This is a genomic window from Heliorestis convoluta (assembly GCF_009649955.1).
Classification (GTDB): Bacteria; Bacillota; Desulfitobacteriia; order Heliobacteriales; family Heliobacteriaceae; genus Heliorestis; species Heliorestis convoluta.
In genome coordinates this window covers 2,651,178-2,674,063 of record NZ_CP045875.1, presented here as the reverse complement: position 1 = coordinate 2,674,063, position 22,886 = coordinate 2,651,178, and the positions used below count along the sequence as shown (strand labels likewise).

Genomic DNA, 22,886 nt, shown 5'->3' with positions numbered 1-22,886 from the left:
TAGCTGTTTAGCAACAAAATAGAACTTGGAGATTAACGGAATCCTCATCTTGTTTTTTAAGGTGGGGATTTTTTGAAGTTTATTTGAATATTTTTCAATTTCCCTAAAGTTTTAACATAATTACAACGATGTATATGGTAGTTTGTTTTTCCGTATCATGGGCTACCTAATGTAGTGAGGCGGATTTGATTGAGAATAAACCAAAAAATCTTTTCTCTTACAACCTCTAACAGAATACTAAAGGACAAATCCGAGGACTAGCAACTAGCAATGGCCCAAAGAAATATTCAAGTTGGTATTTTCTTTTGCGAAACTTGAACAAAATCGAGTAAAGCTAAAGGTTGCATGGAGTGGAATTTTTAATGATTATAAACTCCAATATAGCTGCTTTAAATGCATTTAATAAGCTAAAAAAAAATAATAGTAAAACGTCTACTGCTATGGAAAAATTGTCATCGGGCTTACGAATAAACAAAGCTGGGGATGATCCAGCTGGGTTAGCTATTTCTGAAAAGATGAGGGCGCAAATTCGTGGATTAGTGCAAGCCCAAAGGAATATTTTAGATGGTATATCTCTAGTTCAAGTAGCTGAAGGTGGAATGTCGGAAATACATAGTTCATTACAAAGGATTAGAGAATTATCGGTCCAATCTTCTAATGGTACTTATACTGATGAAGATAGGAATTCAATGCAAATAGAAGTAACACAATTAATAAACCAAGTAAGTACTATAGCTAATAATACTGAATTTAACGGGTTGCCATTGCTTTCTGGACAATATGATAAGGGCGGGAATAAAGTAGCACTTGGGTCTTTGGATCAGTATGTTCAGTACATCACAACTACTGGCGGTATAACAGATACATATACATATGGGTCAAACAATTATGCTAGCGCTATTATAGATTTTAGCAATATTAATTCAGCTAATGATGTTTACAACTTAGTTGGAAAAGGAGTTTACTACACCTGTTGCACTTGTTCTAAAGCCTATAGTATTAAGTTTGTAGATGGGAATCCAGATACCTCAAGATTAAATGACCCTAATCCTGTAATGGAAGTTGATGTAAGTGCAATTACAAATGGAACTGATTTAGTAGATAAAATCATTGAAACAGCATATGGTCAGTCAGGGTTTGTGTATGATCCAACTTCTAATTCAGGAATACCTACTATAGGGACGCATGTACCGAGTAATGCTACAAGTTTTGTAACGCATTTTTCACAGTTAGCAGCAGATGGAGGAAAATTATATATATATGATAATAGACCAACATACGCTACATGGAGTTGGCCTTCTTCTAATGGAAGAGGAGCATTTGAGCTTAATGTATATGGTGAGAGTGAAGAAGAAAGAGATTTGTTTCTTCACTTAAATATTCAAGCAGGAAGTCAATCTGGACATAGTACTAGAATATCAATACCAAATGTAACAGCTAAACATTTGAATATTGATCATTTGTCAGTAGCTTCTGAAGTAAATGCAAATGCAGCAATTACTATGATTGATCATGCAATCAGTAGAGTATCAAGTGCAAGGACAACTGTAGGTGCATACCAAAACAGATTAGAACACTCTTTGGCAAATGCTTCAAATTATGAAATAAGATTAACATCAGCTGAGTCACTTATTCGTGACACTGACATGGCCAAACAAATGATGGAAATGACTAAAAATAATATCTTGTCTCAGGTGTCTCAATCAATGTTAGCTCAGGCTAATCTACACCCTCAATCAGTATTACAGTTATTACAGTAAGAAGATAAATAGGGCCATCTGCTAAATACTACAAAAAACCTTGATTTTTTAGAGAGCTTACGCCTAGTTTTTCAAGAAGAAAGAGAAGAGTGGATGCTTTCATGGGACTTCCATTGTTCGAGTGAAGTACTAGAGATTGTCCTTTGATTTTTTCTGAAACGATAGCTCTTTTGACAAGCTCAGAAGCATGCTCTCCTGTTTCGTTCTCCCAAATCTCCCAGCCTGACTATGATATGCCTTTGTCAGCTAAATCCGGTACGATTTGCGATGGTGGTAAGCTATGGCTGTACTCGTGACCTTGTTGACCTGACATGGTTGAGTCCTCCTAAAAGCACTATTTTCTTAATTATAGTCTTTTAGGTCCTTACGACAACTTTAACACAGGGGCCCCATAGGTGAGATTTTGATTCTTTCTTTAGAACCAATTAACTCTTTTTTAAGGGATTTTGCGCTATTTTTCGAGGGTTTTGTTTAGTTTGTTGCTACGGATTCAGGAACCTATTAATTCGTACATTAGACTTAGAGTTTGCAGAGGAAATCGAAATTAAATAAGGTTACAATCATTAGAATTGGAATAAATTATGGCGAAGATATACAATTGAACTATGCGATAAAAAGGGTGAGTATCCATGCCGATTAGCTTCTTAGACAAGAATTTTGGAAGTATGTTCTTCTCATTACTAGACTCAACTAGAAAACAGATTCGAATTATTTCACCATTCATAGGTTACAAAACAGCATTAGCCTTAGTAAATTTTATTGAGGAGACTGAAATAGAACTAGACTGTGTCTTAATTACACGCTTTGATAGAGAAGACTTTATAAAAGGAGTTAGCAGCATTACTGGTTTAGAGTGTCTAAAAAAGGCTGGCTTAAAAATGTATGCACTTCAAGGACTCCATACAAAGCTTTATATTTTTGATAATGAATCTGTAATAATGGGTTCTGCAAATTTTACTTTCAATGGTTTCTACAAAAATCATGAGTTTGGTATTTTGATGAAAGATGAACCTGAGTTCTCAAAGGAGTGCAATAATTATTTTGATGGCTTGCTTAATGACATCAAGAATGATAATGATTGGGAGATAACCTTAGACCGAATTGCCAAAGAAAAACTATACTGTGATGATGCTGTAACTGGAAGAGCTCACTCACAAAAGAAGCCTAGGAAAAATCAGTCGCCAGTTACAATACAGCCAAATCAAGTTAAGTGGGGAGCAAAACTAGATTTACATGGTAACGGCACATTAGATATTAAAAAGGATAGGGACATCTTAGAGGAAATGCTAAAAGAAGAGGATGAAATGCATACTCAAAAGCGAAACACTGGTGTATGGCTGAAGTTTGAAGGTAACAGTGAAAACCGTATTCCTAACCATATGACTTATTTTGAAAGAAGGAAAAAGGAACATAGGAAACGTACGTTTTTTTCAAAACCACCTTCTGGAATAAAAGAAGGAAACTTATTGTTTATGACTATGGTAAGTACGGATAAAGAAGAAAAAGGTACTCCTATAATAGTAGGTTATGCATATACATCAGGATTTAATGAGAAGAGTATTGTTGATGATAATGCACCTTTTAATTCAAATGATAGAAGGGGTAGATACCCTTATTTTGTGGAATTAACTAGTGGGAGATTTTTGAAGGCTCCTATCAAAGAAGGAATTACCCTTAAAGAGCTTGCTCGTGAACTCCAAGCTGATTTATACCCAAATCCAAAGTCAAATTTCAATGAAATTATTTGTACACATAGACAGAAGTCACACCTTCAAGTAACTGAAAGAGCGCATGATTATATAATGCAACGATTAAATACATTATTTAAAGAATTTGGATATGAAGAGCTGTAGAGGCAAGGAACAGGAGGCAATTTGATGGATGAAAAATTAATGTCATTATCTTTTTCCGTTGAAGCTAATAAGGGTGTTTATGCTTTATTACTTGGTTCAGGCATATCATTTTCTGCAGGCATCCCTACAGGATGGGGTGTATTAAAAGAGTTATGCAGGAGAATTATGCTAGTAGAAGGTTCGAATGAGCAAGATGAGATTAAATGGTATCAAGAGAAATTTGGCAAGGCTCCTTTATATGATGAGGTAATAGGTATGCTAGCAAAAACATCTTCAGAGCGGAATGGATTACTAAAGGAATTTTTTGAGCCTAAAGAAGAAGACTTAGAGGAAGGTAGAAAGGTACCAACTGAAGCCCATAAAGCAATAGCGGAATTAATAAAACAGGGGTATATAAAAGTAATTGTTACAACAAACTTTGACCGCTTAATTGAACAAGCATTAGATGAATTGAATGTCCAGTATCAAATACTTTACCATGATTCCGACATAGAAGGAATGAAGCCCTTAGCACACGCTGATTGCACAGTCTTGAAGATTCATGGTGATTATAGAGATACAAGATTTAAGAATATTACAGATGAACTAGAGAGTTATTCAGAGCCTTTAACTGTGATTCTTAAGAGGATATTAGATGAGTATGGATTGATAGTATCGGGGTGGTCCGCGGAGTGGGATACTGCATTAAGGGATACTATAAAAAGTGTCAAAGGTAGAAGGTATTCTTGGTACTGGCATTCTTTCTCGAATGAAATTAATGATAAGGCAAAAGAACTAGTTAGCTTTAGAGATGCTAATCTGCTCGGCCTGGATAAGCCTGCCAAGGCAGCCTCATCCAGCAAGGGTCTGACCCCAAGACAATTTCGAATATTCTGAAAATGAATTTCGGATTAATATTTTAACTTAATAAGAAATCTTACTTACAATTCATATGTATCATTGATGAAAGAATTGAAATTACAAAGCTACCTATAAAGCCATCGATGTTACTCTGATTTCAGAGAGAGATAGGCACCCAGGTTGCAAACACTGTTCCAATGTTAATTTATACCCTCTTTACACCCCACTTAAAAGATGCTATGCTTCTCCCATAGCATCTTTTTTATTTTAACGCTAGAGCCTACGCTCAGAGGAACTGCAAAGGGACTCTCGCAAGAGTGATTCCAGATGCAGATGCTGGGAACAGAAATGGTTCGTGATGAAAACTCCTCTAAATTCATACATGAACTTTCCCGGTTCCGACAGTGACGGAGGAATCGCTGATTGATTCGTTCACCGAAGTTATCTTGGGGAGTCGGTGGATAAAAGTCCGCGTCTTTTTGATTTTGCATATCGTCTTGAACCAAGGCGGCGAGAAAAAAGGACGTTAGGCAGTATGACTTGAAGACCTTTCTTCAAGAAAAAGTAACAACAATTCTGCAGGTCTGCCCAAAATCAACCTCGGTTCCGATAGTAATGGTTTACCGAAGTTGCCTAGGGGAGTCGATGAAAAAAGTTCGCGCCTCTTTTGAGATTGCATATCGTCTTAAAAACAGGTAACGAAAAAGACCCTGAGATAGGTCTGTCTTGAAGACCTTTTTTAAGAAAAATTATTAACAATAAATTCTGTTGGTCTACCTAAGATCAACAAAAAGCGTAACCAAGCGGAAGTATTTTATCCGGTTGGTTTTTTTGCGTTCTTAAATTCCTTTTCAACCAGGACAACCATCCTGAAAAATATATGTTACAAAAACGCTTTCAAGGTGAGCGTTCATAATCACCTCGTTGTCCAGAGGCTTATCCTCCAGTGCACACTGATAAATGGACAACAAGCCCGGCCAGATGGCGCTTCTGCACAGAAGTAAGGGCACCCCTGCTTTGCTCAACCGATGATGATAGCCTGAGACTGTCCCACCACACCCACAAATTCACACATAGTATGCAGTAATTTTGATACCTCGACAATGTTTACCCGATGATGAAGAAAGTCTACCCCACAGAAAGGGAAGGTGAACCTACTTTTGCGCCACTACATTTGGACCTCACAACTTGGAGAAAAGCAAGCTGTCACGGACCTAGGCAGGCAGTTTCAGCGCTTGGTTAGGCAAGTAAATGCCAACGGCATCGAAAGCAAACGCCGCTATATCCAAAGCATGCAACTCTTCTTACGCTGGGCTGCCACCGCTCGAGGTCTACAAAAGATCGGCAACATCAGCAACAAACATTTGCGCTCTTTCGTAGAACACCGAAAAGCAGAAGGCATCTCCGACGGCACCATTATCAACGATCTATCAGCCATTCGCTTTTACCACGGCTTTATTCCTGCCAAGGAACGGCGCTACGAATTGGTACGCAACCCCTTAGACAGCGCACGCTTAAACCGCGAATTCGGCTTACTGGCTCGCAAAGATGGCCGCTCCGATCGAGCCTGGGAGATAGACGAAATTCAATCCATGCAAGATAAGGCTATCCAATTAGGTCAAAAAGAAATAGCCATGGCCATTGAAGCTGGTTGGACTATGGGCTTGCGCATCAACGAAATGGCATCTCTAACGTGCTACCAAGCCCAAGAAGCCCTCACCAGTGGTAACTTAATGATTCGTGGCAAAGGCGGTAAACACCGAGCTCTCGAACTGCGCGATGTTCCCCTTAGCACCAACGCCAGGCAATGCTTACAAGAAGCCTTAGAAAGAACGAAGCCTGGCAAGAAATATCTTTTTTCACCGGACGGAAAAAGCCATGTAGAAAAGTTCAAAAAGAAGATCAAAAACTTTATCGCCAATCACCGAAGTTCCATCCAGTTAGCTGACCGAGCCAAAAGCGGCCACAACCTTTCAGAAGGCGAAAAAGGAGCCCTTACCTATCATGGACTGCGCCATACCTTCGCTCGTATGCAGATTCACCATCAAGAAAGCCAAGGGCTTCACCAGAAAGACGCTCGTGGTAAAACAAGCAGAGACTTAGGCCACGGTCGCATTGCAGTCACCAGTATCTATACAGCGGGGGAATAGCACTTTGCTTTGGCTTAAGGCTTAAGCCTTGAGCCTAAGCCTGAGTCCAAGTACAAGTTCTAAGCCTATACAATCGCTTACAGCCCATTTCTATGGCTATACAATACACATCTGTCGCATGAAATCTGTCACATGGACTATGGCCCCTTACTTTAACCGCTTATTAAGCAAAGCCAAGATCTCTTTCGTCGTTTGCCCAGCATAATCATTAGGCAGTCGAATCACGATTTCCGTAATCTTGCCAGTGCTGTGGATATTGACTTCATACTTAGGCTCAACTTCACTCTCATCAGGAAAGCTCTGAACTTTGACTTTCGACAAAAAGGCAGACCGCTTTTTTTCAGCAAAGTAGTGGTTTGTCCAAAAAGATAGGTACTTATCGAAAGTAGCATCTGAACCTTCTGGAAGATAAGCAGAAACTTCTTTTTGCCAGGCTGATAGCTTTAATAGCTTATGTCGTAAGTTGGGCGCATCCCAATTATGGGTGAAATCATCAGGATGAAAACCATTGATCAGATAAATAAACTCATCAGGATCAACATTCGTTAGCTTGAAAAACACCAATAGACACTCCACCGCATCTTCAGGTATAGCTTCTATCGCGCTTACTGTATTGACATAGTACTTATCCATCAAAGCAGAATCAGATATTTCAGGTGCCACAAAAGTACGTCCTTCTTCATTGGCCTCAAAGATTTCATCTTGAAAAGCAACTGCAATACAATGACGGCGCAATTCTTCACTCTTCAGTGCATCATGCTGGAAAGCTACAGCATGGAACAAAGAACGGTACAAAGTATTAATCTCTTCACCACTCAGCCACTTATGACCAAACAAAGTCGGTCCTTGAGGAACTTCACAGATAGGTACAAGTCGCTTGGCAACATGGAAAAGCTCAGTGAAGGAAATATCAAGTACTGGAGCTAGACCATCTAAAACGGTTATGGTCGGCACACCCGTATTAGGATCCCGCAACAAACGAGCTAAGTGGCCAAAGGAAACATTCGCTTCTGCAGCAAGCGATCGAATGGACTTGTTTTTTCTCTTGACCAAACTATTTAGCAACTCATGAAAATTCATTATTCAACATCCTCGTTTTTTTACAATTCATCAACGCTATGTAGAAAAAATAAAAAAGAGAAAAGCAATAATCACGTGTTGACACGTAGAATACCACAATTTATTATTATACTATCTCGCTCTTTCTCAATTAAATTATAGCAACGGAGGGATATTCAAAAAGAAAAAACTTTGAATAATGAAGCCCTGTAAAGTTGCTACACAAAACCTATTATTCAGAGAAGGTGATTAACCATGAGCCAGCCGCTCCAGATCGCTTTAGACACTCAAAGTGCTGAATTTTATAGAGACCTATACAAAAAGAAAGGTCCCAAACCAGTTCGGCAAAAGCTCTACAAGCACTTAGGCGTTTACCTAAACCCTAGAGAGATTCGCATCCTTCTAGGCCTCGATGAAAACCCGTTACTCCCTGCAAAAGAAGCCAGACAAGTCGCAAAGACCAGTGTAGGCTTAAAATTACCAAACTGGTATATCAACCCCATAACATAAAGAACTTTGACAAGTACGCTTTGTCAAAGTTCTTTTTCGTTTGTTGCCGAAAAAGAGCTCGTCATTATCGACCCCTTACAAGCCTTCTTAGGTCCCGGTATAGACATGCACCGAGCCAATGAGACACGCCCAATACTCTCTAACCTATCGACCATGGCAGAAACATATCAAACGGCTGTACTTGTCATTCGGCATCTAGCCAAAGCAACAGGCAACAAAGCGATCTACCGTGGCATGGGCTCCATTGACTTTACAGGCGCAGCACGCTCAGTCTTAGCTGTCGGCAAACTCCCAGAACCATCTGAAGAGCGAGTTATGCTCCATCTCAAAAGCAACCTAGCAGAGAAAGGGAAAGGCCAAGCTTTTATGATCGCAGAAGAAGGACTCGTCTGGACTGGTGAGCGAGATGTAGATGCTGATGAGATCATGAACCAAATTCCTCAGAAAGATGGAGCACTGAAAGAAGTAGAAGTATTCCTAAGAGCTGAACTATCAGAAGGACCAAAAGAAGCGAAGGAAGTACAAGAGAAAGCCCAAGCTCATGGTTTTACGACTTATCAACTCAGAAAAGTTCGTGAGAAGCTGAAAGTGAGATCTTATAAACCATCCGGTGAAGAGAAAAACGCATGCTGGTACTGGGCGTTGCCTTGAGGTTTGAACGTCGACTTTACTTGTAGGTGGATTATTGATTCGTGGATACCTGTGGATACCCTGTTGATGCTTAGTGATGCTTGGCGATAGACGGCTTGTGAATATCTTATCACTACCTTGAAGGTTGATAAGTTGTGGATGGTTATGTCGTTTCTCTTTGAAGATTGATACTTAATGGCTTATGAACATCTTGGTGATGCACTGAAGGTTGAGGGTATCTGGATATCTTGTGGGTATCTGTAAGGTAGACGACTTCTGGATGACCTACTGCTAACTTGAAGATTGTGAGCTTGTGGATATCCATTACAGCCTCGAAAGTGGACGACTTGTCGAACTTATTGACGACTTGCGAAAATCTCTAAGGGTTCGCAAATCGACAAGTCGACAAGTCGTCAAATCGACAGGGTATTTCCAGTGAAATAGAAATTGTAGTAACTCAACGAAGTAAACTTACTTTACCTATTAAAGATAGATAAGTAAAAAAATAACAATTAAGTACATTTAATAAGTAAGTAACTCATTTTCCATAAAGTAACTCTAAGAAGCTAATTTCTTATTTCACTGGAATAAAAAGTATCAATTCATAGAGAGTTAGCGAATCATTGCATATTACCTTAAATAGTAAATCCTGATATGTAATTGGTAGATATAAATTTAACGTCTTGTCGACTTGTCGATTTGTCGACTTGCGAACCCTTAGGAATTTCGCAAGTCGACACGCAAGTCGTCAAATGACTAGGTTTGGTAATCCATCCCATGCTGTTACATCATAGACAGAGCAAATGAAGAACAAAAGGAAACACACCCAGTGAAGGTAATAATCAAGCTCGCTCAACAAGCTACATGTAACAATTTGCATACTGGTAACGAAGCTAACAAGCAAAGCTAACAAAGCTTACAAAGAAGCTAACCATCAAAACTAACAATGCAAGGTAACTAAGGTAAGGTAACAGGACAACGACAAAGCAGACAGAGCAATGCAATGCATCGAAGAGGAAAGACCAGCTTTGCATGAACTAAAAACAATTAAGTTTTCACCGAGTAGTTGGTCGTAAGTCGTGTACCTTTTTCAAAACAGGGAGTGAAAGGAAGATGCTCTGCTAGGTCACTTCTGGTAGAAGAGATAATCCTTTTTCACCGGAATCAACACCACTTCACATAACAGCTACAGCTAATCGGTCTTAGGCGAAACAAAGCCTTCGCATAACCCTATTTAATAGGAAAGGATTGAATCAAATAAGCCATGAAAAAAGCTTCGTCTAATTTTTTAGAGTCATTTCAAAGCTTCCTCCTAGAGCGTGGAGCTTCGCTAAGAACAATAGAAGCTTACACAGAAGACGTCATGTCGTACTGCACGTGGCACCAACAGTCGCAAGGAAGCATTCCAAAGCCAGAAGAGATCACATCGATAGATCTGCGTGAATACCAGTCCTATCTTCGCAACAATCGCTCCATGAAGCCAGCCAGCTTGAACCGCCGTCTCATCGGAATGAAGAGCTACCTAAAGTGGGCAGAAGAAGTAGGCTACATAGACCGTCTGCCCACATTCCCCAAGCTAGCAAGGCAACAGAAAAGCCCACCAAAAGCATTAGAACGCAAAGAGCAGAACCGCTTGCTTCGCCAGGTTGAAAGAAAAGCAAAAGCACGTGATACAGCTCTAATCCGATTGATGCTTTCTTGTGGACTAAGAGTTGGAGAAGTCGTTAGCTTAAAAACCACAGACATAAACATAGGCGAACGACAAGGTTTTGTAACCGTCCGCTCAGGCAAAGGATTCAAGTGGCGAGAAGTGCCTGTTCCCAATGAAGCAAGAAAAGTAATCCAAGAGTGGCTAGAAGAAAGAGAGCAAAAGAAAGTAGAGACAGAATGGCTTTTTCCATCAAGAGATTGCCTTCAAGATCCTCTATCAATCCGACGAGTAGAGCAGATCTTAACGGACTACGCCCAAAGATCAGGAATCGAGAACCTAACACCCCACACCCTCCGTCACACAGCAGCCACCAACATGCTCCAATCAGGTGCCGATATCGTTACTGTGGCAACGGTGCTGGGCCATGAAAGCTTAGACACCACCATGGTTTATACAAGACCAGGCAAGCGAGTTATGACAGAAGCGTTAGAAAAGAGCGAGATGTAGGAGTACGCCGAAAAGAAAAGTTGGCAAAGAAAAAGCACAAGCTCCAATAAGCCTGTGCATAGTCCAATCAGTAACGATTTTTTAATGAAGGTATTCCTCAAGATCCTCTGGTTTGTTTAACTCAAAGATCTTAACAACCAGAACCTGCAATGTCTCAAGCTCCTGCTCTTTAATACGCTCTGAATAGTCAGGTGAGAGCTTTCCAAACTTAGCTGTTAGTTGCTGAATTAGCATTTCTGTTAATGCTTTCTTTTGGCCTTGTTCCAGCCCAATTTTTTGACCGCGTTCTTCTCCTTTTCTGATAATACGTCGATACGTAGAAGACTCTTCAATGTTAATCATGTTCTCCACCTCCGCAAAGACTTTTTCGATCAACTCTTCTTGATAGACAAGACCCGCTAAGAGACTAGCTTGAAAGAGAACCTGCCGTTTCTCCTTAAGTGGCAAGGAACTGTTCATGATAGCATCAGTGCTTTTGGTTAAGTGCTCCTCGGAGTTTTTTCTGTAGGAATTGCGCTCTGTAACAGGTAAAAGAGCAAAAAGCTTGGGGTTGCCTTGCTTGAGAATCTTTTCGAAAGGCATACCGCCAAGATCAATGATCTGATAGGAAAAGTCAAGATATCTTCCAGGTCCAATGTAGTATTTGATTCGCTCTTCCATATTCAGTTTATCTCCGCCAAAGTAGATAACCAATTGGTTTATAGGTAGTTTCTTTCGTTGATGAACCTTCAAAACATACTCTAACATGCGGTACGGCATGTTCGTATCATTGTAGCTTTGAAACTCAATATGACATACCGCTTTTCCCTCAGGCCCATTCACAATGAAAACTTCATCAGCCCGACGACTTTCCGTTTTCGGAAATTCTATGGTCATCGTACTGTCTAACTCGTAGTTTTCACCTGCGAAAAACTGAATAAACGCTTCAGAGCTATCTTCAAAGATTTCTTTTACCGTTGTGTCGTACTGATTCGTCGCTTTGCCTTTACCTTTTGATGATTTTTTTGATTTTGAAATGAAGACCACCACCTCTAAAGTAGTATCTATCCTTATTTTAACATCTCCTACAAAGACATGAAAGAGAAATAAAGTGCCAGCGCGGCAGTCGTTTTTGTTTTGTCTATTCCCAAGGTCTAAGAGATAGCTTCTTTTCACCGGTAATAGTGAAATACTTACGCATCATTGCGAATCTTACAACCGCTCTTTGACAGAGTGAAGATTTACGCTTAACTGACGTTGTATCATTATTACCTTCTTTATAGCAGAGCTATCTATATATGATTCTTCTGCCAAGAGTCTTTTTGAGATTCATAAGGTTACGTGCCTTCAGTGAACAGGAATCCAATGGTTACAGGAACCACAAAAAGGAGTTTGCCAGAGGAATCATGTTTTCTTTTAATGAAAAGGTGATTTCTATTCGCCGCATTTTTGGAAAGCAGGAGAAAAAAGACTTTACCTATCAATGCCAACTGTCAAGTAGATGGTCAAGGCTAAAACTGACGTTGTCGCTTTTCCTGTCTTTCACCCTAACTATAGAAATGATGGAGGTAATTACATGACCAGCATGGATCGCACTCAATACAACTTTGTGGGCATAGACCTACACAAAATGAATCATGTAGCCATACTTTGCAATTGTTTTGGAGAACCCATCAAAACCTTCACTATCAAAAATTCACCCAATTACTTTCCAAAGTTTCTAGAGAACGTGCTAAAAGCCAGCAAAGACAAAGCCGTCATCTTTGGTCTGGAAGATGTAAATTTTTACGGTCGTTCCCTAGCGAAGTTCCTGATTGATCAGAATCAACAGGTGAAAGAAGTAAACTCCGCCTGGACGAAAAAGAGAAGAAACGCTGGTATCAACAAGAGCAAAACAGACAAAAACGATGCCCATCTGATCTGCAAAAACTTAATCAACGAACTTGATTCCATGCCTACCGCCAACCCAGTGGACTTCTACATGGCTGTTCGACAAACTCTAACGAGTCGCAACCACTATATTCAGATGATCACATCACTGAAAAATAGCATACATAACATGCTGATTCATCATTATGCCAACTACACAGACTTCTTCAAAGACTTTGAGAGCAGAACGGCAAGAGGCTTTTTTATAAAATACCCTTCACCGGATCTGCTCCAAGGCGTAAGCCAAGAGTCGCTACAAAAGTATCTTAAAGAGTTTAACCGCTCCGCTCCCAAAGACTTGTCCGCAAAAATTCTTAAAGCAGTCGAGAAAAACGGTTGGATGGACACGGGCTACCAAGAAGAAAGAAACATGCTGATTAAAACGCATCTAGAGAACATGGAGAACTTGATTGGAACAGTAAAAGACTTAGAAAGCAAGCTAGAAGTGCTGGTAGGACAGAGCGATTACCCATTAAAGAGCATTCCAGGCATTGATACCGTCTTGGCGGCCACCTTGATCGCTTCCATCGGCGATATCAACCGCTTCTCCAACAGCGGTAAACTGGCCAAGCTCGCTGGCATCGCTCCTTATGAGCACTCATCAGGCCAAAGCGTGAAGAAATACTCGAACAAACTAGGCAATCGAGAACTACACAAAGCTTTCTATGCCATGACCTTGACCCATATTCGCAAAGAAGCCAACCCTATTATGTACGAATACTACCAAAAGAAAATCGCCGAAGGCCGAAAGAAGAAACAAGCCATGGTATGTGTCATGCGCAGACTGGTCAATATCGTCTACAGCGTAATGAAGCACAAGCGACCTTATGAACAGCCAACACGGTGCCAAGATGAACAGAATAGTGCTTAATTGTAGGATTGAATGAAGAATACAATGATATGCAAGAATGCGTTATCATTGTATTTTTTCATTTGATTTCTTTTTTTGTAAGTTTAGTACAGACACGCATCGTCAGTTGGGTGTCAACCAGGCTGGATCCCAAAACTCCATGGAAAAGCTAGCTTCAGGTCTTCGCATTAACAGAGCTGGCGATGACGCTGCAGGTCTATCCATCTCCGAAAAAATGCGTGCCCAGATCCGAGGTCTCGATCAAGCAAGCCGTAATGCCCAAGATGGCATTTCACTCATTCAAACAGCAGAAGGTGCATTAAGCGAAACCCATGCAATTCTTCAAAGAATGAGAGAGCTGGCAGTTCAATCATCCAACGACACAAACGTTGGAATTGACAGAGGTGCCATTCAAAATGAGATCGAACAGTTACGCAACGAGATTGATAGAATTGCTGACACAACTGAATTTAACACCCAAAAGCTCTTAAAAGGGGACGGCTCAGCACCTAAAGAAATTGGGGCACTAAAGCTAGCGGCAACAGGTGGCATTTCCCAAACGAACCTTACAGGTGGTAAAATTGAACCTGCTAAGGGTGCAAGTATGCAGCTCTCTCTAGATACTGGTAAAGGTGCAGATGACATAGATGGAGAAGAATTCACTTTCAAATTCAATGGTAACTCCATTAAGCTAAATATTGAAACGGTAAGCGAAGGTACTAATCCTAAAGCGAACACATTTGAAGTCAAAGATGCAGGTAATGAAGTTACGCTTACATTAGTGGAAGGTGACGCCAATCAAAACTTCATAATGAGCAGAATCCAAGAAGCATTACAAGCAGCTATGACAGAAAATCAAAATATTGATGAATCTAATTATGTATTGTCACGTGACCAAGCAGTACTAAGCATAAATTCTGTAGCAACAGGAGAAGGTCAATCAATCTCCGTTCTGGGATCTTCAAGTCAGGACTCTCTTATGGCAAACACAGAAGGACCAACACCAGCAGTTTTTACAGCTCATGCTGCGTTAGCCGCCTCAATTGATTTAGACGATGATATTGACGCTGTTCTAACAATAAACTCGGTAGCTGTTACTCTTACTAACGTAAAAGCACTGGGGGATTCATATAGTACATCTGGTGATGCTGCTAAAGACACCTTGGTAGCAGCACTTCAAGCAGATATAGATGCGACTGCCTTAGCAGGCACTATTACAGTTTCACATGCTGATGGCAAACTTGTATTAACAAGTACAGCAACTGGTCCAAATGCACAAATTTCGGTTACACATCATGATGACTCGTCCAAAATTCTAGGATTGACTGACGACGCTAATATAACAGTAAATGGAGAAACTGGCTTTAACCTAGTACAGGATTCAGTAATAGTAGCTAGTGGTGAAGCAGAAGTACGTGAAAGAGCGGCAGTTACAATTGACTCTTTCACAATTGAAAATTTAAAGAACGAAGTGCTTAAATCAGGAATAGCAGAATCCAACACAGATTACTTTAACAGCGGAGATTTAACAGCAGATGGAGCTATCAAATTCTTAACAGGCAAAGGATTCACCATTGGAGATGAAACCATTGAATTCTATCATAGTAATAATGGTAAATATGAAGGAACAGCTGATTTTGCCGTAGACTTGTCCTTAGCAGGAGTGTCGGGTGGTTCTGCTTTGTCAGGAGCAAATCCAGATGACGATATTGATGAAATTCTTAAAACTATTGAATCTCAAATAGGACAAAAGCTTAAAAACGTCACTATTCAAGCAGGATCTGGTGCTGACTTAAATAAACTAATAATCACTGCAAAAGAACCAGGTATTGCAGGAAATTCCATTGAAATAAAAGATGGTATTGATAGAGCTGCCACTGATATCATTGGAAGTACCTTCAAAGCCGAGTTCCAAATCGGAGCGAATCAAGGACATACCATGGAAATTGGTATTACAGATATGAGAAGCGAAGCGATTGGAATTAAGAACATTGACTTGAGCACAAAAGAAGGAGCTCAAGAGGCGATTACAACACTGCAAACAGCCATTGAAAAAGTATCAGAACAACGTTCTTCTCTTGGTGCATTCCAAAACCGCCTGGAGCACACCATTTCGAATCTTAACAATGCTTCTGAAAACCTACAAGCTGCCGAGTCTCGTATTCGTGACGTAGATATGGCTAGAGAAGTTATGGAGATGACTAAGAATAACATTCTGGCTCAGGCTTCTCAAGCGATGTTGGCTCAAGCGAACCAAGCTCCACAGTCTGTTCTGCAGTTATTGGGATAAGCATTCATGAATTTTAATGGAGTAAAAATGAGTAAAGAATTAGAGTTGATTAGTTCGCTAAGAACTAGCTTCACAGAGCAATTAAAAAGTCTTGAAGGCTCAGAAAAGTACTTAGAAGAAAAATTATTAAAATCACAAGAAAGATATCATCACATTAAAGCTAACAAGCTTTTTAATGAGGAAATATTGGAATCACTAAAGATGACAATAGAGCATGATAAGAAGCAGTTGGAAGAGTTCAAAAGTAAAAGACAGGAAAGAGAAAAACATTATAAAGATTTACTTTCTAAAGCTGAACAGTCTATTAATGCGTTAACGGAAACAAGTTGAATTAGAAGGTAGATATGTAACAAGCATTTGCTTCTAATTGAAGAACAGAGCTGATCCAATGAAAGATCAAACCGACATCCTCCGCCGTATTCTCGAACTTTCCGAAACTATCGAAGAAGGCTTAGAACACATCCATAGCCAGCTCAAAAAAGGCAAGATAGAATCGACTATAACGCTTATGGAAGACGTTCTAACGGGCTATGCAGAAGTCGAAAAAAGTATACAAGCAATTCTCCCAGAACTGTCATCGAATGAGCTTGGCAACATAAGTAGTAAACTTCAAAAAGCCTTTGATCTGATTATTGGTCATTACGAGAATGGTCGGGTCAACAAAGTGGGAGAGGTTATGCAATTTAACCTGTTGCCAACCTACAAAGCCTGGCGACATGAAGCAAGAAGGGTCTTGGAACCTTCTGTGGTGGCGTAGGCACAAACAAAGGGAGCAATGGAATAAGCCTAAAGAATTGTCTTCGTTGTAATCAACTGTATGTCACTTATCAAAATATCAACAGGATGTGTCTTCAATGCATCAAGGAAGATGAAGAGTCATTCAGAAAAGTCCGAGACTATATTTACGATCATCCAAACGCATTCCTTATCGAAATAGTAGAAGCCACAGGCATACCCGAAGAAACAATTCTTCGTTATATAGAAGAAGACCTCATAGAGCTAAAAAATCATTCAGGTGTCAACTTACAATGCGAAAGCTGTAGTAAGCCTATAGTTTCAGGTAAACGGTGCTCAGAGTGTCAGCTTGAGTTAGATTCTGCATTACGGACGGTATCAGAGAGCTTGTGTAATGATGTTGAGCAAAGAAGAGAGCAAGTATTTAGCTCTGGTATCATTAAGAAGCGGGATAGTAATTAGGGTAGTAGCTGATTCAGTGAAAGGTTAGCTCATAGGGCATTTTGAGAAGGGTGAGGTCAATAGGCTTAGAGAGGTAATGCAGTTTAATTTGTTGCCGAGCTATAGGGGCTGGCGGGGTGGGTTAGAAGGGTTTTGGACCCGTATGTGGTGGTGTAGAGAACGGTGAAAAAAATGCCTTCCTTGTGAGAATGATGACAACTTTCGACATGCTTTTAGTTCTTTTTGTGGTATAATTCGCTAAAAGATGCAGATATCAAATTGTGACCGATTGATAGTCGACTAGAGAACCAGCTAGGGACTGTGCAAAGCAGTCTGTTTAGTTGGTTTTTAATTTTGTTTTTAGAGGTACGGTCATAGAACCTGATAACATATTATTGAAGGAGAAAGCTTTGAGTTTGCTGTCAAACTATCAGAAGGCAGGAGAAATTTGCGAGAGCTTATGACAGAAGCGGGTATTTGAGGGCTTTGAGTTTACTATTGTTTTATAATGTTGTAAGACGTTAAAAACCAGCTTGGGCTATGCAAAGTAGCTCAAAAGCTGGTTTTTGCATTCATAAAAAAGGGGTGTAATAGTTATGTGGAAAAAAGTTGGACATTGTCTAGGGTTAAACAAGAAAAAAAGAGTTACTGCTTTTCTTGGGGCAGGTTCAAGCATAGAAATCGGTGGTCCATTAGCTACAGATTTAACATCAAAAGTTAGGAATAAAAAGCAAATTTTTCAGGGAAAAAACGTAGATTTTATTAATAATATTGCAAAAACATTAAATAATTCATACAAAAATAACCAGGGTAATTTTGAAGATATTTTTCATGTATTGGAAATGCTTACCTCGCTAAATAGGAGCTGGAGAGCAGAAACAGCAAAAAAATACAAGACTCCAATATCTGCTTTTGTTAAGAAGAACAATGTAGATTATTTTAATGATGACTTGATTCTATTAGCAAAGAAAGACTTGATTGAAGAAATAGCTGATGAAATATACAGATATGATTACAACTACGATCCCAAAAATCAACATAAATGGTATAATGATTTTTGGAATAAAGGAAATTCTCGATTTAATTGGGATATTTACACACTGAATTACGATACTTGTATAGAAAAAAGCCTTCCTGTGTACAAGGATGGATTTGAAAGGATTGACGAAGGCTTTTGTAGATTTAATCCGAGGGATATTGTGGAAACAAATGACTCTAGAATAGTTCACCTTCATGGTTCAATTTTATACGGATACCCTAAATTTAGGTCTTCAAATAAATATGCTTTAGAAGATTCATTTGAAGACCTGTATAAATATCAATCATACAATGAAGCAAAAGCTACTTGGTTCGGCAGATCGACGAATACAGCACAATCGAGTGATGAAGCTATTGCAGGACCTATCATTACAGGATTAAGAAAGTCGGATAAGCTATTACATTACCCATACAGCCTATACAACCATCTATTTAATTTTTCTTTATTGACCAGCTCACGCCTTTTAATAGTAGGGTATTCTTTTGGGGATTTACACTATAATTCCTGGCTCAATTCAATGTTAAGACTACATGGCAAAAATAGACGTATTGTTTTAATCACAATGGCTGATGAGAAAGAGTGGCATTGTGATCCTGCAGTTATGAGTTGGTTAAATCATGATACATTTTCATTTGTTTCGCGATCTTTTAATGACTTCAATCCTTTTAAGAGTCTTTCATTTAATAGTCCATTGGTGTCTGAGGATGGTTGTGCTAGATTATATTTATGCGGATTCAAAGAAGCTGCAGAAAATCACGGTATGGATATAATTAACTTTCTCTCATCTTAACTACTTAAACATCGAACTTCACAGTACAAACAAGGAAGTAAAGCCTTGATATAGTTGGGTTTAGCTCTGCTAGTGTACCAATAACTACTTTATACTTGCTTTAGCCATACCAATGCCATCATGACGGCAACTCCAGGGAATTGGCCTTGCTCCTCTACCAAGGAACCATTGGAACTACTCTGAAACCAACCAAGTGAAAAAACGAACACAATATATCTTTGGCGAGCTGATGAGTATGTTAGATACAAAGGTAGAGACATCACATGATTTGAACAGGATGTATGCGTTTATGTTGGATAGCTTGATTCAAGAAAATATCAAGAAAGACCTAAACTGCTATCTTAAATGGTGGAATTGATGATAGATTTGAATGTGACCTGACAGGAAGCGATGAAGTTGGCAAAGCAGGGGAGGTAGAAGGTAGGCAACAGTACTGTACTAAATCTTGATCAAGTAACAAGTTCTTTTAAAAGAAACTGGAAGAGTTTTACTGAGCCTTTGAACAATGAACTTGTCAATTACCATAGCCAATGGTTACTGCAAAACCTGTTGTAGTGGGGCATTGATCATATAGAAGAAGAACACTATCACCGATCGTGATAAGGTACAGCAAATCGCTGAGAACCCCTAGCCCCTTAGCTTTGAGAGGGTTTCTTTTTTTGCTCAGTTTCAGGTTATACAACATAGGGGTTTTTAATAGCAAAAAATTAATAAATCCTCTGTTTCAATCATAATAATTAGATTGAAAGGGGATGGTTGATTGAACTCAAATGTAAGTTCTTACATTAAAAAAGCAAAAGACGTCAATTACACTGCTGCAATAATGGCTAAAAACGCTGGGGATACCATAATAAATGCCATTTTGAAAAAAGAAGAGTTCGAAGATAATATTCTCTTGTGGCATTATGAGCAGCTACACATGTTAGATAACTTTTTAAAACTGCTCCATGAAAAAACGAATACATTTCCTAGTTGTAAAAAAGATTGTTCAGGATGCTGTAAATATCCTATATTGGCAACGGAAGTTGAGTATTTTTATATTTCAAACTGGATTAGAAATAACGTTACTGAGGGCACTATGGATTGTTTGCACAAAAACTTTGATAACTGGCATCAAAAAATGGAAGAAATTATAGATACCTTTGAATATGGAAATAAACAAAAGAGCATTGAATACACACGTAAAAATGTAAAATGTCCCTTTTTAACAAATAATTCATGTTCAATATACGAAGCCAGACCAATTAATTGTAGGGTATACTTTTCATATGGTAATCCAAAAAGCTGTGAGTCTGAAATGTACCCCAAAGGTACTCTAAATTTAGACAATGTTAAACATAACATTTATAATGTTTCAATCGCAAATAAGATAAAGAATGTTTCAAAAGGAAATAAAAAGAAAGAAGAAACAATGTTCAAGTTAGCATTCGGAGTCTTGTTGCTACCTTTATGGTTTACTAAATAATAAGGTAATAAGTGACTACAAAATTATTTAATAAATCATGCTTATAGAGCCTGTTTAAAAAGGGTAAAAATGCTCGCTTAGATAAACTTACCAAGGCAGTATCATCCGGAAAGGTTCTAACATCGAAAAAATTAATTGTAACTTAGCATTTCCAATACCATAAGAAATCTACTTTACATGTCTCCATATCGTTCTTGAATGCATTGAAATTATTAAGCTAACTATAAAGCCCATCGAGGTCACCCTGGTTTCCGAGAGAGATAGGACTGCACCGAAGCTACAGTGATCCAGCGGTTTGTTATACCCCCTTTACACCCCACTTAAAAGATGCTATGCTTCTCCCATAGCATCTTTATTATTTTAACTCTAGAGCCTAAGCTCAGAGGAACTGCAAAGGGACTCTCGCAAGAGTGATTCCAGATGCAGATGCCGGGAACAGAAATGGTTTATGATGAAAATTCCTCTAAATTCATGCATGAACTTTCCCGGTTCCGACAGTGACGGAGGAATCGCTGTATTGATTCGTTCACCGAAGTTATCTTGGGGAGTCGGTGGATAAAAGTCCGCGTCTTTTTGATCTTGCATATCGTCTTGAACCAAGGCGGCGAGAAAAAAGGACGTTAGGAAGTATGACTTGAAGACCTTTCTTCAAGAAAAAGCAACAACAATTCTGAAGCTCTGCCCAAAATCAACCTCGGTTCCGACAGTGACGGTTTACCGAAGTTACTTTGGGAGTCGATGAAAGAAGTTCGAGTCTCTTTTGAGCCTGAATATGTTCGTAAAAAAGTTCGTAAAAACAGGTAACGAAAAGAGACCCTAAGATAAGTATGTCTTGAAGACCTTTTTTAAGGAAAATTATTAACATAAATTCTGTTGGTCTGCCCGAGATCAACAAAAAGCGTAACCAAGCGGAAGTATTTTATCCGGTTGGTTTTTTTGCGTTCTTAAAAATCCTTTTCAACCAGGACAATCATCCTGAAAAATATATTTTGCAAAAACGCTTTCAAGGTGAGCGTTCATAAATCACCTCGTTGTCCAGAGGCTTATCCTCCAGTGCACACTGATAAATGGACAACAAGCCCGGCCTATAATGGCGCTTCTGTACAGAAGTAAGGGCACCCCCGCTTTGCTCAACCGATGATGATAGCCTGAGACTGTCCCACCACACCCACAAATTCACACATAGTATGCAGTAATTTTGATACCTCGACAATGTTTACCCGATGATGAAGAAAGTCTACCTCACAGAAAGGGAAGGTGAACATACCTATGCGCCACTACATTTGGACCCCGCAACTGGGAGAAAAGCAAGCTGTCACAGACTTAGGCAGGCAGTTTCAGCGCTTGGTCAGACAAGTAAATGCCAATGGTATCGAAAGCAAACGGCGCTATATCCAAAGCATGCAACTCTTTTTACGATGGGCCGCCACTGCTCGAGGCCTACAAAAGATCGGCAACATTAGCAACAAGCATTTGCGCTCTTTCGTAGAACACCGAAAAGCAGAAGGTATCTCCGACGGCACTATTATCAATGATCTGTCAGCCATCCGCTTTTACCACGGCTTTATCCCTGCCAAGGAACGGCGCTATGAATTAGTACGCAATCCCTTAGACAGCGCACGCTTAAACCGCGAATTTGGCTTACTGGCTCGCAAAGATGGTCGTTCCGATCGAGCCTGGGAGATAGACGAAATTCAATCCATGCAAGAAAAGGCTGTCCAATTAGGTCAAAAAGAAATAGCCATGGCCATTGAAGCTGGTTGGACCATGGGCTTGCGCATCAACGAAATGGCATCTCTAACGTGCTACCAAGCCCAAGAAGCCCTCACCAGTGGTAACTTAATGATTCGTGGCAAAGGCGGTAAACACCGAGCTCTCGAACTGCGCGATGTTCCCCTTAGCACCAACGCCAGGCAATGCTTACAAGAAGCCTTAGAAAGAACAAAGCCTGGCAAGAAATATCTCTTTTCACCGGATGGAAAAGGCCAAGTAGAAAAGTTCAAAAAGAAGATCAAAAACTTTATCGCCAATCACCGAAGTTCCATTCAGTTAGCTGACCGAGCCAAAAGCGGCCACAACCTCTCAGAAGGTGAAAAAGGCGCCCTTACTTATCATGGACTACGCCATACCTTCGCTCGTATGCAAATTCACCATCAAGAAAGACAAGGACTTCACCACAAAGACGCTCGCGGCAAAACAAGCAGAGACTTAGGCCACGGTCGCATTTCAGTCACCAGTATCTATACAGCGGGGGAATAGCTCTTTGCTTTAGCTTAAGCCTTGAGCTTGAGCCTAAGCCTGAGTCCAGGTCCAAGTCCTAAGCCTATACAATCGCTTACAGCCCATTTCTATGGCTATACCCTATACACCTGTCGCATGAAATCTGTCATCATGGACTAGGGACCCTT

The 22,886-nt window shown here is 39.7% G+C and carries 17 protein-coding genes and 1 pseudogene; 16 read left to right on the top strand and 2 right to left on the bottom strand.

What is annotated here, in order from left to right; translation table 11 throughout:
• Nucleotides 1–350: 350 nt before the first annotated feature.
• The 4 genes from FTV88_RS12785 to FTV88_RS12770 all read left to right on the top strand — a co-directional run bounded on the left by FTV88_RS12785 (nucleotide 351) and on the right by FTV88_RS12770 (nucleotide 6,603).
• Nucleotides 351–1,760, top strand: a complete 1,410-nt coding sequence (locus FTV88_RS12785; RefSeq protein ID WP_243137151.1) for a flagellin N-terminal helical domain-containing protein — start codon at nucleotides 351–353, stop codon at nucleotides 1,758–1,760.
• A gap of 629 nt (nucleotides 1,761–2,389) precedes the next feature.
• Nucleotides 2,390–3,613, top strand: a complete 1,224-nt coding sequence (locus FTV88_RS12780; RefSeq protein ID WP_153725967.1) for a phospholipase D family protein — start codon at nucleotides 2,390–2,392, stop codon at nucleotides 3,611–3,613.
• Between the two features lie 24 nt (nucleotides 3,614–3,637).
• On the top strand, nucleotides 3,638–4,489 hold the full coding sequence (locus tag FTV88_RS12775) for an SIR2 family protein (protein WP_207707877.1): 852 nt from the start codon (nucleotides 3,638–3,640) through the stop codon (nucleotides 4,487–4,489).
• A 1,124-nt stretch (nucleotides 4,490–5,613) separates the two neighbouring features.
• Nucleotides 5,614–6,603, top strand: coding sequence for a tyrosine-type recombinase/integrase (locus FTV88_RS12770; RefSeq protein WP_162008046.1), 990 nt, complete (start codon nucleotides 5,614–5,616; stop codon nucleotides 6,601–6,603).
• 147 nt (nucleotides 6,604–6,750) lie between these two features.
• Here the strand turns inward: FTV88_RS12770 and FTV88_RS12765 are convergent, their stop codons facing one another.
• Nucleotides 6,751–7,683: a helix-turn-helix domain-containing protein gene (locus FTV88_RS12765; protein ID WP_153725965.1), complete on the bottom strand. Its 933-nt coding sequence runs from the start codon at nucleotides 7,681–7,683 to the stop codon at nucleotides 6,751–6,753.
• 234 nt (nucleotides 7,684–7,917) lie between these two features.
• Between FTV88_RS12765 and FTV88_RS12760 the strand changes: the two genes are divergently transcribed.
• The 3 genes from FTV88_RS12760 to FTV88_RS12750 all read left to right on the top strand — a co-directional run bounded on the left by FTV88_RS12760 (nucleotide 7,918) and on the right by FTV88_RS12750 (nucleotide 10,960).
• Entirely contained in the window at nucleotides 7,918–8,172 is a 255-nt protein-coding gene (locus tag FTV88_RS12760) for a hypothetical protein (protein ID WP_153725964.1), read from the top strand.
• A 6-nt stretch (nucleotides 8,173–8,178) separates the two neighbouring features.
• Nucleotides 8,179–8,823: an AAA family ATPase gene (locus FTV88_RS12755; protein WP_153725963.1), complete on the top strand. Its 645-nt coding sequence runs from the start codon at nucleotides 8,179–8,181 to the stop codon at nucleotides 8,821–8,823.
• 1,243 nt (nucleotides 8,824–10,066) lie between these two features.
• Entirely contained in the window at nucleotides 10,067–10,960 is an 894-nt protein-coding gene (locus FTV88_RS12750) for a tyrosine-type recombinase/integrase (RefSeq protein WP_153725962.1), read from the top strand.
• 81 nt (nucleotides 10,961–11,041) lie between these two features.
• Here the strand turns inward: FTV88_RS12750 and FTV88_RS12745 are convergent, their stop codons facing one another.
• Nucleotides 11,042–11,986, bottom strand: a complete 945-nt coding sequence (locus tag FTV88_RS12745) for a DUF4351 domain-containing protein (RefSeq protein ID WP_153725961.1) — start codon at nucleotides 11,984–11,986, stop codon at nucleotides 11,042–11,044.
• Between the two features lie 529 nt (nucleotides 11,987–12,515).
• On the opposite strand from FTV88_RS12745, the gene FTV88_RS12740 reads away from it, so the two are divergent.
• The 9 genes and pseudogenes from FTV88_RS12740 (at nucleotide 12,516) to FTV88_RS12700 (ending at nucleotide 22,737) form a co-directional block, all read left to right on the top strand.
• On the top strand, nucleotides 12,516–13,739 hold the full coding sequence (locus FTV88_RS12740; RefSeq protein ID WP_162008045.1) for an IS110 family RNA-guided transposase: 1,224 nt from the start codon (nucleotides 12,516–12,518) through the stop codon (nucleotides 13,737–13,739).
• 37 nt (nucleotides 13,740–13,776) lie between these two features.
• Nucleotides 13,777–14,217, top strand: a pseudogene (locus FTV88_RS16255) (flagellin N-terminal helical domain-containing protein); the annotation flags it as partial.
• Nucleotides 14,218–14,322: 105 nt separating this feature from the next.
• Nucleotides 14,323–16,008, top strand: coding sequence for a flagellin (locus tag FTV88_RS16070; RefSeq protein WP_153726659.1), 1,686 nt, complete (start codon nucleotides 14,323–14,325; stop codon nucleotides 16,006–16,008).
• A gap of 6 nt (nucleotides 16,009–16,014) precedes the next feature.
• Nucleotides 16,015–16,338: a hypothetical protein gene (locus tag FTV88_RS12725; RefSeq protein WP_153725959.1), complete on the top strand. Its 324-nt coding sequence runs from the start codon at nucleotides 16,015–16,017 to the stop codon at nucleotides 16,336–16,338.
• Nucleotides 16,339–16,396: 58 nt separating this feature from the next.
• Nucleotides 16,397–16,765 carry a DUF8042 domain-containing protein gene (locus FTV88_RS12720; protein ID WP_153725958.1) on the top strand — a complete coding sequence of 123 codons (369 nt, stop codon included), beginning with the start codon at nucleotides 16,397–16,399 and terminating at the stop codon, nucleotides 16,763–16,765.
• A gap of 1,015 nt (nucleotides 16,766–17,780) precedes the next feature.
• Entirely contained in the window at nucleotides 17,781–19,013 is a 1,233-nt protein-coding gene (locus FTV88_RS12715; protein WP_153725957.1) for an SIR2 family protein, read from the top strand.
• 139 nt (nucleotides 19,014–19,152) lie between these two features.
• The gene (locus FTV88_RS16200) at nucleotides 19,153–19,371 is read left to right on the top strand and encodes a flagellar protein FliS (protein WP_153726658.1); all 219 of its coding nucleotides are present in this window, start codon (nucleotides 19,153–19,155) and stop codon (nucleotides 19,369–19,371) included.
• A 402-nt stretch (nucleotides 19,372–19,773) separates the two neighbouring features.
• Complete coding sequence (locus FTV88_RS12705; RefSeq protein WP_153725956.1) at nucleotides 19,774–20,478, top strand: YkgJ family cysteine cluster protein; 705 nt, start codon at nucleotides 19,774–19,776, stop codon at nucleotides 20,476–20,478.
• 1,269 nt (nucleotides 20,479–21,747) lie between these two features.
• Entirely contained in the window at nucleotides 21,748–22,737 is a 990-nt protein-coding gene (locus FTV88_RS12700) for a tyrosine-type recombinase/integrase (RefSeq protein WP_153725955.1), read from the top strand.
• The last annotated feature ends 149 nt before the right edge of the window (nucleotides 22,738–22,886 follow it).

What these genes read in the sequence shown, in the direction of transcription:
- FTV88_RS12780 (WP_153725967.1), top strand. Translation starts at nt 2,390, where the DNA reads ATGCCGATTAGCTTCTTAGACAAGAATTTTGGAAGTATGTTCTTCTCA.
- FTV88_RS12775 (WP_207707877.1), top strand. Translation starts at nt 3,638, where the DNA reads ATGGATGAAAAATTAATGTCATTATCTTTTTCCGTTGAAGCTAATAAG.
- FTV88_RS12765 (WP_153725965.1), bottom strand. Translation starts at nt 7,683, where the DNA reads ATGAATTTTCATGAGTTGCTAAATAGTTTGGTCAAGAGAAAAAACAAG.
- FTV88_RS12760 (WP_153725964.1), top strand. Translation starts at nt 7,918, where the DNA reads ATGAGCCAGCCGCTCCAGATCGCTTTAGACACTCAAAGTGCTGAATTT.
- FTV88_RS12750 (WP_153725962.1), top strand. Translation starts at nt 10,067, where the DNA reads ATGAAAAAAGCTTCGTCTAATTTTTTAGAGTCATTTCAAAGCTTCCTC.
- FTV88_RS12740 (WP_162008045.1), top strand. Translation starts at nt 12,516, where the DNA reads ATGACCAGCATGGATCGCACTCAATACAACTTTGTGGGCATAGACCTA.
- FTV88_RS16070 (WP_153726659.1), top strand. Translation starts at nt 14,323, where the DNA reads ATGCAGCTCTCTCTAGATACTGGTAAAGGTGCAGATGACATAGATGGA.
- FTV88_RS12725 (WP_153725959.1), top strand. Translation starts at nt 16,015, where the DNA reads ATGAATTTTAATGGAGTAAAAATGAGTAAAGAATTAGAGTTGATTAGT.
- FTV88_RS12720 (WP_153725958.1), top strand. Translation starts at nt 16,397, where the DNA reads ATGAAAGATCAAACCGACATCCTCCGCCGTATTCTCGAACTTTCCGAA.
- FTV88_RS12715 (WP_153725957.1), top strand. Translation starts at nt 17,781, where the DNA reads ATGTGGAAAAAAGTTGGACATTGTCTAGGGTTAAACAAGAAAAAAAGA.
- FTV88_RS12700 (WP_153725955.1), top strand. Translation starts at nt 21,748, where the DNA reads ATGCGCCACTACATTTGGACCCCGCAACTGGGAGAAAAGCAAGCTGTC.